The following is a 13,959-nucleotide window of genomic DNA, read 5'->3' on the forward strand; positions in this document are numbered from 1 at the left end:
CGTATATTACAACACTTACGCAATAATTACTTTCTCAAAACGATATTGTAAAACGTTCAACTCGATTTTTTGTTATTTCTCTTGCGCCTACTAGGCCACCAAAACCAATAGACAACAAACACAATAAGTAAAAAACCTAAAACATTAATGAGCATACTCATTCGACCTCCTCCGTCTTTTGTACATCTGATCGTGACACGCGGAACAATCTTAGTCGATTAGCATTTGTGACAACGGTGACCGAGGACAGTGACATCGCTGCGCCAGCAATCACCGGACTCAAAAGCCAACCCGTAAAAGGAAACAAAATACCAGCGGCAATCGGAATGCCTAAGCTGTTGTACGCAAAAGCCCCCCACAAGTTTTGTTTAATATTTCTGAGTGTGGCCTTACTAATTTGAATCACATCCGCGACACCTTTGAGATCATTGTGAATTAGAGTAATATCAGCGCTTTCCATAGCAACATCGGTTCCAGCCCCCATAGCAAAACCGACATCAGCCTGAGCCAAAGCGGGCGCATCATTAATGCCATCACCAATCATTCCAACCACTTCATTTTCCTCTTGAAGCCGCTTTACCCAATTCAATTTATCATCAGGCATGAGCTGAGCATGAAAGTCCTCAATCCCAACAGCCTTAGCCACGGCCTCCGCTGTCTCTGGATTGTCACCGGTTAGCATGACAACCTTTAAGCCTTGTGCTTTAAAGCTCGAAATGGCGGCTTTCACCCCTTTTTTGATGGGATCTTCAATATAAAATATGGCCATTAATGATGCCTCATCAGCAAGGTACACTCGTGTGGCATCACTGTATTGGCTTTCATCGTTCGCTACGCCCAAATGAATTCCCTTCTCTTGCATTAGGCGCTCATTACCAAGATAAAATATTTCCCCCTGGACGTTTCCTTTCACCCCCAACCCAATAAGAGACTCAAACTCATCAAGTGTGGCTTTATCATTTCCATCTAAGTGATTTTGACAATGTTGAATTAGTGCATCCGCTAACGGATGATTCGCTCGCGCCTCTAGGGCGAAAACAACCTGTGCTACAAGTGTTTGCTGCGAAGAGTCGACTAACCATTGCTCAACCACTTTAGGCTTGCCTTCGGTTATCGTGCCGGTTTTATCCAATACTACAACGGTCAACTCGCTGGCTCTTTGCAAAGCGTCTCCGTTACGAATAAGGCCACCGTATTCTGCCGCCTTACCAACACCTATCATGGTTGATATGGGCGTCGCCAACCCCAAAGCACAAGGGCAAGCAATAATCAGTACGGATATGGTTGTCACCAGCATATAAGAGAAGACCGATTCATTACCTAGATTGAACCAAGCCAAAGCCGTCAGAATTGCGATGATCATCACGCTAGGTACAAAGATAGAGGACACTTTATCGGCCAATACACTAATAGGTGGTTTTGAATTCTGCGCTTTACCAACCATTGTTATGATTTGTGCGAGCAAGGTATCTGCACCAATACGCGTAGCGTTAAATAATAAACTGCCTTGACCATTTACCGTGCCTGCCGACAACAAACTGCCGGAGATCTTTTCGATTGGCGCCGCTTCACCGGTCAACATAGACTCATTCACTGTGGAGGAGCCTTCTAATACCTCACCATCAACAGGGATTTTATCACCGGAGCGAACTCGAAGAGTGTCACCTACCTTAATGTCTGAGACATTAATACGTGACTCGCTCTCGCCTTCAACCCGAGTAGCCATTTTAGGTCGAAGATCTAAAAGGCGATGCAGAGCTTTACTTGTCTTACGGCGAGCGCGTAATTCTAAGGCCTGACCAAGATTGATCAAGCCGATGATCATTACGGACGCTTCAAAATATAAGTGATTCGTATTCTGCGGAAACCAGTTCGGCATCAATACAACAAGCATAGAATAAAACCAAGCGCTCCCCGTTCCTAAAGCGATAAGCATGTCCATGTTTGCTTGATGAGTCGAAAACGCTTTCCAAGCACCACGAAAGTAATGCTTGCCAGCTTGAATCATGATCCACAACGTTAAAAGCCCGACGAGAAGCCAAACAACCCGATCGGTGAGCGAGCTCACCGTCATACTCCCACCCATAACTCCGTAAAGCATCAGTGGAATACCCAGCCCCAGCCCAAGCGCTGACGCCTTACATTTATCGCGGTACTCAGTAAGTTCTCTTTGACCTCGCTCCTCCTCACTTTTTTCAGCATCTAAAATCAGGCTCGCTTGATAACCCGTAGCAGCGACCGCTTTAATTAGAGCGTCTGAGGACCCTTTAGTAACAACCTGAGCAGTATGGTTAGCAAAGTTAACATCGGCAGAAACAACCCCTTCTGAACTCGCCAAAGCCATTTTTACTGTATTTACACAACTCGCACAGGTCATACCAGAAATAGAAAACTGATAGTTTGACGAGTTCTCTGGGAGCTCTGATTTAACTTGTTTAGCTTCTGCGTTATTTGAGTCTACTTTGGGTTTTTTATTTTCTTCTGAGTGAGCAAGCTCATTACCATCTGAAACACCTAAAAACTGATAGCCAGCATCTTGAATACTAGCCTCTATCGAAGCCAAAGAAAGCCCAGATGTCACCTTTAGTTTGTGTTCTTTAGGGGTTCCTTCGACAATGGCTTCTGGACTTTTTTCTTGGATTATTTTGCGTACTTTTGATACGCAGCCTTGGCATGACATGCCGGTAACGTTAAGTTCTAACTCTATAATTGGGCTGGTGTCTGCTTCTTGTGGACGTTTCATTCTTACCTCCTTTTATGTAACTGCTTATGCCGTTATTTAGTGCCTTCCCATTCTTCGATCAAACAACAAATAGAATGACCATCAGGGGCGCCATTTGGCATGCCTTCCCAAGCGGCTAACGCGTCTTCCATTTTCACTAAATGGGCTTGAAGCTGGGCTATTTTAAATTTGGTTTCGGGCACTTTTTTTTGCAATAGATCTCTAACCAAAGGGCAAGGTGAATCACCACTATCCGACTGCTGAAAGATCTCTTCTATTTGCTTTAAACTAAACCCTAATTCACTGGCTTGACGAATAAAGTGCAATCGCTGCAAACCCACTTGATCGTAGAGTTGATAACCATTATTCGGATCTCGCTCAGCATTAATCAACCCTAATCGAGTGTAATGACGGACAGTCTCGGCCGTTACACTGGCTTTTTTGGCTAGCTCGCTCACTCGCATAACAACTCCTTTAAGGGATTTCAACAACATCAGTGTAAAACCTATAGGTAGCACATAGGTCAAGCTTTTCTAAGTGACATTTAAAACAAAAAAACCGAGATCATAATGACTCGGTTTTTTTATATCAGTGCTGTATAAGAATATTAATGCAGCTTCAATTTTGGCTTCACAACCTTACCAATTTTCTGAGCCGCCATAATCACCGTTGCCTTCACCCAACCATGGATGGCAATAAGGTGTAATCGATACAAAGACACATAAACAAAGCGAGCAATGCGTCCTTCAATAAACATCGATCCGCCCATTAAATTGCCCATCAAATTACCTACAGTACTGTAACGACTCAAATTCACCAAAGAACCATAATCCTTATAGACGTACTCTTTCTGAGGCTCACTTAAGAACGACGCTTTAATATTGCTAAATACCAACGATGCCATTTGATGCGCAGACTGTGCTCTAGGGGGGACAAACGAACCATCCGCTTGCTTACAGGCACAACAGTCGCCAATGACATAAATATTTTCGAACGCCGTTGTTTGAAGTGTTCCTTTTACCAATATTTGGTTATTTCGAGTCGTTTCAAAACCTTCAATCTTGGCAACAAAATCGGGGGCTTTTACGCCAGCGGCCCAAATCATCAGATCCGCTTCAATATCTTTTCCGTCCGCTGTTTCAAAGCCACCATCGTAAGCGCGTACGACACGGGTTCCTTGACTAACGGTAACACCAAGGCGAACCAACTCTTTGGTTGCCAATGCAGCAACCCGCTCCGGTAGCGCCGGTAATATTCGCGCTCCAGCTTCAATCAGCTGGACATTAACGCGCTTACCTGACATTTCAGGCATCCCATAAGCCTTGAGCATATCGGCAACATGGAACAGTTCTGCAGACAGCTCTACACCCGTTGCGCCGCCACCCACAATTGCCAATTTAAGTTTAGCGTCACTTCCTTCTTGATGGACCCGCAAGAATTGATTTAGTAGGGCTTGCTGGAAACGCTCGGCTTGTTTATGGGAATCTAAAAAATAACAATGGTCAGACACACCAGGCGTTCCAAAATCGTTACTAACACTCCCCACAGCCATGATCAGAATATCGTAGGAAATAGTACGTTCCGGTAGTACTGTGTGACCCATATCATCAGACAGAGAATCCAGTGTCAGCGTGCGCTTCTCTGGGTCAACACCCATTAACGTGCCTAATTGAAACTGATAATGATGTTTGGCGGCATGCGCTCTGTAATTTAAGCCATCACTGTTAATGTCAATAGACCCAGTTGCAACTTCATGCAGCAAAGGTTTCCAAATATGTGTCTGACTCCGATCAATAAGCACGACCTCTGCTTGGCGTTTTTTACCAAACGCATGGCCTAGCTTAGTCACCAATTCCAAGCCACCTGCACCACCGCCAACAATAACGATTTTTTTCATATGAACTCACCTATAAATATTGAATAATCTGGAAAGTACCCATAAAACACTTTCCAGATGACTCAATGAGAGGGCCGCGTCACCGAACTCTTTGTGCTAACAGCTTATCTAGCGTATTCGCAAACGCCATACGATCTTGCTGATTAAAGCTTGCTGGGCCATCTGTTTGCACTCCAGAAGAACGCATTTGTTCCATAAAGTCACGCATGCCAAGTCTTTGTTTGATATTTTCTTTGGTATACAGCTCGCCACGAGGATTAATGGCCAAGGCGCCCTTGTCGATCACATCCGACGCTAATGGAATGTCTGCCGTGATAACCAAGTCATGTATATCAATGTTATCGACAATATAATTATCTGCAACATCAAAGCCAGAACTCACCACACGGCGCTCAATCCATTTTGAAGGTGGAATAGCGATAGCTTGATTAGCCACTAGAATACATTGAATTTTAACACGTTCGGCGGCACGAAAAAGAATGGTTTTAATAACATTAGGACAGGCGTCGGCATCAACCCATAAACGCATAGTATTCCCCTTTTTTGTAGGACACTATTATTCATCAGGCGCGTGGTGAAATCCAGTAGCGAATGAGATCAAACGGAGCACAGATATGTGACCCGTTTGTTTTGAGGAGTTGGATATAATTACATATTCGGGTAATTCGGCCCGCCAGACCCCTCTGGCGTTACCCAAGTTATGTTCTGCGCAGGATCTTTAATGTCGCAAGTTTTACAGTGAATGCAGTTTTGTGCATTTATTTGGAAAATTGATTCATTATTCGACTCTACAATTTCGTAAACACCCGCAGGGCAATAACGCTGAGCGGGCTCATCGAACTTCATTAAATTACTTTGCACTGGAATACTTGGATCTTTCAATTGCAAATGACAAGGCTGATCTTCTTCATGGTTCGTGTTAGACAAAAATACGGAAGATAGCTTATCAAAACTCAGTAATCCATCCGGCTTTTTATACACTGGTGCAACATGCTTTTTCGCCAATTCTAAACTGGCGTAATCTGGCACCATATCATTGAATGTGAATGGCAATCCTCCAGAGAAGATATTCTGATCCAACCAGTTGTAAGCCCCGCCCCAAAAAGTACCAAGTTTGTGCATTACAGGTACAAAGTTGCGAGCTTGCTGTAATTCTTTCCCTAACCAAGAGTTACGCAGCGCATCATTAAATTGGTGTAACTCTGCTGGTGGAGTGTCCATCTGCAATGCATCAAAAATAGTATCCGCCGCCAACATACCGCTTTTCATTGCCGTATGCGTTCCTTTGATTTTTGCAGGGTTAAGTGTGCCGGCATCACAGCCAATAACCAAACCGCCTGGAAAGCTCATTTTAGGCAATGATGCCCAGCCACCTTTTGCAATCGCTCTAGCACCGTAAGAAACGCGTTTCGCGCCTTTTAAATGTTCCGCAATAATTGGATGATGTTTGTATTTTTGAAATTCATCATACGGGCTTAAGTATGGGTTTTTGTAGTTTAAATCGACTATTAAACCGACAGCCACTTGGTTATTTTCTAAGTGATATAAAAAACCGCCACCGCCCGCTTCATTACCTAATGGCCAACCCGCCGTATGAATAACAGTACCTGGCTTACTTTGAGACTCAGGCACATCCCATAATTCTTTAATACCCAAACCGTAATGCTGCGGAGCCTTGCCTTTATCAAGCTCAAAGTGGGCCATCAACTCTTTACCAAGATGACCTCTGCAACCTTCAGCGAAAATCGTATATTTTGCTTTCAACAACATACCAGGCATGAAGCCGTCTTTTTCTGTTCCATTTTCAGCAACGCCCATGTCACCTGTAATAATGCCTTCCACATTACCGTTCGTGTCATAAGAAAGGTGCGCAGCAGAGAAGCCAGGAAAGACTTCAACACCCAACGCTTCGGCTTGCTCTGCAAGCCAGCGGCTAAGATTGCCAAGACTAATGATGTAGTTACCATCGTTATGCAAGGTTTTCGGTACCATCCAATGATTTAATAATCTTGAGTCTTTTTCAGAACTTAACCAAAGTAATTCATCACTATTCACCTGAGTATTTAATGGTGCTGCTTTTTCTTGCCAGTCAGGGAATAATTCTGCGAGAGCCTTTTGGTCAATAACAGCGCCAGAAAGAATATGGGCACCGATTTCAGAACCTTTCTCAACCAAGCAAACACTAATCTCTTTCTCTTCTGCTTGGGCTCTTTGCATAATGCGACAAGCTGCCGATAACCCTGCTGGGCCACCACCAACAACCACAACATCAAATTCCATTACTTCTCTGTCTGTCATACTGCCTCCGATAACTGGCATTATTGTTTTTATATGAATAATTTACGCTATCTTTTAGCGTATAAAGCTATTTTCGTCCAACTCTTCAACGGATGACTGACCATGCTCAATAGAGAGAAAATGCGACGACGATCTAGACAAAAGATGATCACAGTAAAAAGCCACTGAATGCTCCCATGAGCGTTTCTGGGTTTCATCAAGCTTACCTTGACCACGAAGACAAGCATCTAGGGCTCTAAGTTGTAACCAAGCACCGATCAAATACCCCATCAGCATCATATATGAATAGGCTAACCCTGTGCCTAAAATTGGATTTTTTTCCATTGCTAACAGACAGTATTGCGTTGCTTTTTGAGCTTGAACAAGAACAACTCGTACTTTTTCTACCTGAGAAGAAAAAGTCGATTCTTGCCATTGAACTAATTCGCCTTCAATCTCAGCCAATAAAGACGTCATGGCCTCACCTTTGTCTGAGTGCAATTTACGGCCAATTAAGTCAATTGCTTGTATGCCGTTTGTACCTTCATAAATGGGAAGGATACGAGCATCTCGCGCATGCTGGGCTACTCCAGTTTCTTCGATGAATCCCATTCCGCCATGCACTTGGATTGCTAAAGACGTTATTTCTTGAGCTTGCTCAGTGATCCAGCCTTTCACAATCGGTGTATACAAAGCCGTTCTTGCAATAGATTGCTTTTGTTGCTCTCCAGTAGACAAGTGAGACAAATCATTCTCAACAGCGGCCACATAAACGAGCGAACGCATCGCATCAATTTGTGATTTCATCGTCATAAGCATACGCAAAACATCAGGATGCTCAATGATGGCAGCCCTCTCTGTCCGCGAGGCATTCATGCCTTGTTTGCGTTCTTTTGCATAGCCTAATGCTTGCTGATAAGCACGTTCAGAGATAGCCAAACCTTGTAAGCCAACGCCTTGTCTAGCATTGTTCATCATGGTGAACATGGCTTTTATGCCTTCATTTTCTCGACCAACAAGGTAACCAACAGCGCCTTCTTTATCGCCAAAACTCATCACACACGTCGGAGACGCATGAATTCCCATCTTATGCTCAACAGAAACAACCTGAACATCATTACGCTCACTAGGCTCTCCCTGCTCATTCAATATGAATTTTGGAACGATGAATAAAGAAATCCCCTTCACACCCTCAGGTGCATTAGGTAAACGAGCCAATACCAAATGAATGATGTTGTCACTCATTTGATGATCGCCCCACGTAATGAATATTTTTTGGCCTTTAATACGAAAGACATCGCCATCGGGCATCGCTTTACAACTAATAGCAGCAAGATCAGAACCGGCAGCAGACTCGGTTAAATTCATCGTCCCCGCCCATTCGCCCGCTAACATTTTTGGCAAATAGAGATTTTTTAGCTCATCGCTCGCATGTAAGCTAATCGCTTCAATTGCGCCCAAACTTAACAAAGGACAAAGTGAAAAAGATAAGTTAGCGGCTTGAACGCCTTCATTGACGGCAGTAGCTATATAAGAAGGCAAGCCTTGGCCACCGTATTTAGGATCACCTGAAAGGCCAATCCAGCCACCTTCCGAATAGGCTTTAAAGGCTTCTTTAAAGCCTTTCGCCTCGATCACTTCGCCTTGCTCGACGCGTGAACCGTCTTTATCACCGCTGGCATTGATAGGCGCAATAACTTGCTCTGACAATTTACCTGCTTCACCAAGAATAGCATCTAAGAGATCGCTATCTACTTCATCTTCAAGGTATGGTGTTAAGCGCTCTATGTGGGCAACACAAAGCAAACTAAATAAAATATCATTGATTGGGTACTGGTATTCGCTCATTTTTTATTCTCCGGTTAGTTATCCGAGCGGATGTATCCCTATAGCATGTAAAAAGGCGACCAATCTCTCAATAACAATTCAGGCCTATATTTCTAACAAAAACAATCAGCACTTAAAAAAATCCGACTCAGAAGTAAATATCATGGGCGTTTCATCGCCTTGCCGAATTTAAGATATTCCTCACTTTTTCGATATTCTCCCGGCGTCATTCCCGTCCACTTTTTAAAGGAACGGAAAAAAGCGCTTGGCTCATCAAACCCCATTAATGCTGCTATATCATTGATACTTAACTGAGGTACGTTCATGTAGGTGATTGCGGCTTCTTTTCGGCACTCGTCTTTAATATTCTGATAAGACGTTTTTTCATCATTTAAGCGACGTCGCAATGTAGAAACGCTCATATTAAGCGCACTCGCTACCTCTTCTGCACTTGGCATCTCACGCGAGAAATCTTTGCCTAGCATCGCCATCACTTGGGACTTAAGGCTGTTATCATTTTCAACCATCACCAACAATTGATAAGGGGCAGTTTTTAAGAAGCCCCTTAAACTGTCTTCGGTTTGCACAATAGGCATGTCTAAATAACTGGAAGGAAACACCAGAGCGTTGGCGTGCTGATTAAATTTCACTTCTGACTGGAATAGGGTTTTGTAGTACTCAACGTCGTCAGGACGCTCACTTGTAAAGTACGCAGCTTTAAGATTTAAACGACGTCCAATCAACCAACAAATAAAGTGGTGCCACATTGACAGTGTTGTTCTTAACTGCTCTTTTGATTCAGTGACAACTAAAGTATCAATAGCTTCTTCCGACGAATTCAAAGGCGCAAAAGTCACCATGGCAAATCGACCTTTTTTGATCAGTACCGGCTTGACTGTTGGACCTCGGCAGATTTCATAGAAGTCACTGCAACGGTACAGGGCATGAGCAAGACTTCTTGCATGAATAATACAAAGGCACATCATTCTAAAAGTACCATTTGGCACTTTACCACCGCTCAACATACCAAACGATTCATCTTGCATTAGCCACATGATTTTTTGATATAACATTCCGTAGCGATAAGCAGGGAATGAATCGCTCTTCTCTATTTCATCTTGTGTTATTTCTAGACTGTCTAACACAGCCTGACGATCCAGACCTTGCTCTTCAACGGCTTTTAAAAGATAGCGAACACTCGACATGGGAACAGAAGCTTTCACATTCATCACCTTATATAACGGAACAGTCGTCATTATTATTCTTTATTGTACTGCGCTTTTCATGCATAAAAAAAGGCTGCATAAGCAGCCCTTTTTTTATTTTACATTTCTGCGCTTACTTTTCTTCAGTAAAGGCAGACAACAATTCATCAAGCGATAAATCTTCGCTGTCGGTATCGATGTCATTGGACTTTGCCATTGCTTCAGCCTTCGCTTGTTCTGCAGCTTCATCTACAGGCTTAACGAAAACAAAACGGCGAGGACGCCCAGCAGCAGGAGCCGCATCTTTTTCTGGAAGTAACCCTAATCTATCAAGTTTTTTGTGCGCTTGTTCTTTGCGTTCCTTGGATTTCTTTGTTGCAAAACGACGAGTAGATGAGGCTTTTCGAGCTTTATTCTGCTCTTTCATCTGCTCTTTTGAACCAGTTTTTCCAAGTTTTCCACGCATACTACGCGATTTTTTAGCACGAGCCATAATATCCTCTCTTTATCGCGCGCATTGTAGCAGTGAATTCAAGCTAGGTCATCCAACAGTACTAGCAATTTGCTTTAAAAGAACCATGTCCTAGCTTTCTTTGGCCCCCTATTTCACCAAACAGCATTTTCACTTGAGGCGCGTCTCCAGACTGCAATGCATTTTCCAGCTTTTTCAATATCACAATCGTATCGTCAACGACTTTTGTGTATTCTGCTTTTTGTTCTTTGAGCTGGCTACCCTGTAAATTATTGGCACTGAACTTATAAGGGGTTTCATTACGCGCTTTCTCGAAAAAAGAAATTAACGTGTCCACTCTCTGTACCGCTGCGTCATTATCTCCTGACTTTACATCAGATGACATTAAACGCATTTCATCTTTAATATTCGCCATGTAACCGCTCAACGCAGTTTCATCACAAGCGCCTTCCGCAAAGGCGAAAGACGAACAAGAAATCGAGAGAATCGTAGCAACAAGAAGACCTTTATTCATAAAAACACCCTTTAAATCCAAAATACATTTGCATTGGCTTAGTTGATCGTTTTAAACAATGATGTTTAAAATAACATGCTCTCTAAAAAATACACCCTATAAATTGTAAGCTTTTTGGCATACTTCTAATCTTGTTGAATTATTTCACTTAGCGGATACTTATCTTTTATAGAGTGCTCGCAAACCGATCACTAGTCACACTGGAGTTTAGTATTTTAAATTTTAGATACAATTTTTTTATCGTGTTTTGTTTAACATTGAGTTTCCGAGCCTTTGCAGAGTGCAGTGACTTTGACGCAAAGCTAGAGGCGGATAAAGCCGCACAAGACTTAATGAGTGGTAAAACCTTCAAAAGTGCTTTGATTCTAAAGACGCATTTGCCAAGTAAACGAAAAGAGGTCGCCAGCTATATTTATGTCAAAGCAGACGACCTCTATTACACGGTTTATTCTTTAGTAAATTCTCAATGCAAAACGAAGATAATCAAAAGAACCAATGGTAAACACTAGTTACCACTAACGTTTATTTCTTGCTTTTGTCCGCTTTCTTAGTCCCTTCAGACTCAGTGTCTTCAGCCTCATCGTCTTCTTCTTCGTCATCATCTTCCTCTTCACCAAGCTTAGAGATTTCCTCTAGGCGCTCAATGACTCTTGCAGATACCGTGCCTTCCGGATACTCGCCTTCTTCATCGGGAACGCCTGGCTCCATACCCGTTAATAAATGCAACGCTTCATCCGCTGTAGAAATGGCATAAATGTGGAATTTACCCGCTTTAACGGCTTCGACAATATCATCATTTAACATCAGGTTAATGGTATTAGATTTAGGAATGATGGCACCTTGCGTCCCCGTCAGACCACGCGCATTACAAACATTGAAGAAACCTTCTATTTTTTCATTCACACCACCAATTGCCTGAATTTCACCGTACTGGTTTAATGAACCCGTAATTGCAAGATCTTGGCGGATTGGCACTTGGATCAACGCAGACAACAAACAACAAAGCTCAGCCGTGGAAGCACTGTCTCCATCGATATAGCCATAACTTTGTTCCATCGCAATAGAAGCCGAGATATCAAGTGGAAAGCGCTGAGCGTATTTGTTGCCAAGATAACCAGATAGAATTAACACACCTTTAGAGTGAATGTTTTGACCTAAGTTAGATTCTCGCTCAATATCTATAATCCCTTTGCCACCAGGATACACAGTCGTTGAAATCCGAGCCGGTGCACCAAAGCTACTATCGCCGATTTGCATAACCGTTAGGCCGTTAATTTTACCCACGGCATAACCTTCACTTTCTAATAACACCGTGCCATCAATAATTTCTTCAATGATTTTTTCACTGACACGACCGGTACGATGTCTTTTAGCTTTTAAAGCGCGCGCTATATGATCTGCCGTGATTTCGGTGTCTTTGGCCATTTCACGAACAAAATCTGCTTCACCTAACAATTCAAAAACATCACCAATTTTAGCCGCCATTTCTCGCTGATGTTCTGCCAAACGACTACTGTATTCAATAAGGGCAGCCACGCCATCGCGTGTTACGTTCGCATACTCTTCTTTATCTACACGGTCTTTCATAAGACGGGCAAAAGATAATTCAGACTCTTTTGAACGCTTTAATGTGTCATCAAAATCGACTAAAACACGAAACATTTCCTGAAAATCAGGATCTGCGTCTTGCAATAAATAATAAATATCACGCGCACCAATCAACACCACTTTTACCTGCAACGGCAAATCTTGTGGCGACAGCGTTGTGGTGTTCATCAGCCCCATGTCGGCGTAAGGATGTTCGATTTTTATGGTCTTGCTTTTCAAAGCCCGCTTAAGCGCTTCCCACAAATAATGATCTGTGAGCAGTTTCTCTGCATCCAATATCAAATAACCGCCGTTTGCGGCATGCAAACTACCAGAACGAATCAAACGATAGCTAGTAACGAGCATACCTTGATCACTACTGTGCTCGACTTGACCAAATAGGTTTCGATACGTTGGATGAGACTCATAAACTACGGGCTGCCCACCATCCGCTTCATGCGTTATCGCGATATTGGGCAAATACAACTCTTCATAAAATTGTCGACGACCAATTTCATCTCGATTCTCAGACGCTTTCTCATCGGCCATTTGATCTATAATAGTTTTATCAAGATCCTCTCTTAGGGCACTAAGATGAGCAGCAATATCCGCATCATCTTTGTATTTCTCAAACAAGCCAGACATCAAAGGGTCTAACGCTTCTTTCACCGTGTCCAAGTTCAACTGGCGAATTTGATCGTATGTCGCTCGCTTCCATTGCGGCAACCCTAATAATTCTTCGTTCAATAAGCCTTCTAATGTCGAAACGCCTTCTTGAAACACATCGCGTTCGTCATCGGTTAATGCAGCAAACTCATTTTCTTCTAACGCTTTGCCCTCTTTCATCGGAGCAAAACTAACAGAAGAAGCGTCGCGGAACATTGCCACACCAATTTTTCCTGAAACACGCTCAACTTTGTTAATTGCGGCTTCATATTGATCACTGAAAGCACGGTCAATTACACTCTTTTGCTGTTGGTAAGAAGGATTTTCGAAGGCGGCAGGAAAAGTAGCCATTAAGCCATCAATTAATGCACGAATTTCTTTCTCGAATTCAGACGCTAATCCTGGTGCAAATTCGATTGCTTTTGGTCGATGACTTTCCGTAAAGTTATTAATATACGCCCATTCGTTTGGCGCTGAACGGCGTTTAGCTTCGCTTTTGAGATAACTCAAGACGTAAGAAGAACGGCCTGTTCCCGAATCGCCCATAGCAAAAATATTGTAGCCTGGACGCTGCATGGCCACGCCAAATTGAATGGCTTCAACGGCACGCTCTTGACCTAAAATGCCACTCAGTGGCTCAATGTCATTTAACGTCTTAAAAGCTAGGTGATCATCAGGCACTTTAGCAGCAAGTGCTTGGTACGGTAGAGAGGTAACCATGTTGGACATCAATGGATTTCCTTTTGTCTAACAAACTACTTAGAAAGTTGGTTTGCGAAAGAAGAAAACTCT

General features: G+C 43.0%; 10 protein-coding genes. All 10 read right to left on the reverse strand.

The genetic code is table 11. The annotated features are described in order from the left end of the window. Positions 1–157: 157 nt before the first annotated feature. Positions 158–2,743, reverse strand: a complete 2,586-nt coding sequence (locus MP3633_RS09935; protein ID WP_176335429.1) for a heavy metal translocating P-type ATPase — start codon at positions 2,741–2,743, stop codon at positions 158–160. Positions 2,744–2,775: 32 nt separating this feature from the next. After that, positions 2,776–3,186 (reverse strand): MerR family transcriptional regulator, encoded by a 411-nt coding sequence (locus MP3633_RS09940; RefSeq protein ID WP_176335430.1) that lies wholly within the window; start codon positions 3,184–3,186, stop codon positions 2,776–2,778. Positions 3,187–3,329: 143 nt separating this feature from the next. Beyond that, entirely contained in the window at positions 3,330–4,619 is a 1,290-nt protein-coding gene (locus tag MP3633_RS09945) for an NAD(P)/FAD-dependent oxidoreductase (RefSeq protein WP_176335431.1), read from the reverse strand. A gap of 79 nt (positions 4,620–4,698) precedes the next feature. Then, entirely contained in the window at positions 4,699–5,148 is a 450-nt protein-coding gene (locus MP3633_RS09950) for a YaiI/YqxD family protein (RefSeq protein WP_112138569.1), read from the reverse strand. A gap of 119 nt (positions 5,149–5,267) precedes the next feature. Then, positions 5,268–6,917: an electron transfer flavoprotein-ubiquinone oxidoreductase gene (locus MP3633_RS09955; protein ID WP_176335432.1), complete on the reverse strand. Its 1,650-nt coding sequence runs from the start codon at positions 6,915–6,917 to the stop codon at positions 5,268–5,270. 54 nt (positions 6,918–6,971) lie between these two features. Further along, positions 6,972–8,744: an acyl-CoA dehydrogenase family protein gene (locus MP3633_RS09960; protein ID WP_176335433.1), complete on the reverse strand. Its 1,773-nt coding sequence runs from the start codon at positions 8,742–8,744 to the stop codon at positions 6,972–6,974. 140 nt (positions 8,745–8,884) lie between these two features. After that, positions 8,885–9,952: an AraC family transcriptional regulator gene (locus tag MP3633_RS09965; protein ID WP_176336776.1), complete on the reverse strand. Its 1,068-nt coding sequence runs from the start codon at positions 9,950–9,952 to the stop codon at positions 8,885–8,887. Positions 9,953–10,061: 109 nt separating this feature from the next. After that, positions 10,062–10,421 carry a hypothetical protein gene (locus MP3633_RS09970; protein ID WP_112138563.1) on the reverse strand — a complete coding sequence of 120 codons (360 nt, stop codon included), beginning with the start codon at positions 10,419–10,421 and terminating at the stop codon, positions 10,062–10,064. A 61-nt stretch (positions 10,422–10,482) separates the two neighbouring features. Beyond that, entirely contained in the window at positions 10,483–10,914 is a 432-nt protein-coding gene (locus MP3633_RS09975) for a cytochrome b562 (RefSeq protein ID WP_176335434.1), read from the reverse strand. A gap of 522 nt (positions 10,915–11,436) precedes the next feature. Further along, positions 11,437–13,896 carry a Lon protease family protein gene (locus MP3633_RS09980; protein WP_176335435.1) on the reverse strand — a complete coding sequence of 820 codons (2,460 nt, stop codon included), beginning with the start codon at positions 13,894–13,896 and terminating at the stop codon, positions 11,437–11,439. Positions 13,897–13,959 lie beyond the last annotated feature (63 nt).

The organism is Marinomonas primoryensis, from assembly GCF_013372285.1.
Lineage (GTDB): Bacteria > Pseudomonadota > Gammaproteobacteria > Pseudomonadales > Marinomonadaceae > Marinomonas > Marinomonas primoryensis.

Coding starts and splice junctions, on each gene's coding strand:
- MP3633_RS09950 (WP_112138569.1), bottom strand. CDS start 5,148: ATGCGTTTATGGGTTGATGCCGACGCCTGTCCTAATGTTATTAAAACC.
- MP3633_RS09945 (WP_176335431.1), bottom strand. CDS start 4,619: ATGAAAAAAATCGTTATTGTTGGCGGTGGTGCAGGTGGCTTGGAATTG.
- MP3633_RS09935 (WP_176335429.1), bottom strand. CDS start 2,743: ATGAAACGTCCACAAGAAGCAGACACCAGCCCAATTATAGAGTTAGAA.
- MP3633_RS09955 (WP_176335432.1), bottom strand. CDS start 6,917: ATGACAGACAGAGAAGTAATGGAATTTGATGTTGTGGTTGTTGGTGGT.
- MP3633_RS09940 (WP_176335430.1), bottom strand. CDS start 3,186: ATGCGAGTGAGCGAGCTAGCCAAAAAAGCCAGTGTAACGGCCGAGACT.
- MP3633_RS09965 (WP_176336776.1), bottom strand. CDS start 9,952: ATGAATGTGAAAGCTTCTGTTCCCATGTCGAGTGTTCGCTATCTTTTA.
- MP3633_RS09980 (WP_176335435.1), bottom strand. CDS start 13,896: ATGTCCAACATGGTTACCTCTCTACCGTACCAAGCACTTGCTGCTAAA.
- MP3633_RS09975 (WP_176335434.1), bottom strand. CDS start 10,914: ATGAATAAAGGTCTTCTTGTTGCTACGATTCTCTCGATTTCTTGTTCG.
- MP3633_RS09970 (WP_112138563.1), bottom strand. CDS start 10,421: ATGGCTCGTGCTAAAAAATCGCGTAGTATGCGTGGAAAACTTGGAAAA.
- MP3633_RS09960 (WP_176335433.1), bottom strand. CDS start 8,744: ATGAGCGAATACCAGTACCCAATCAATGATATTTTATTTAGTTTGCTT.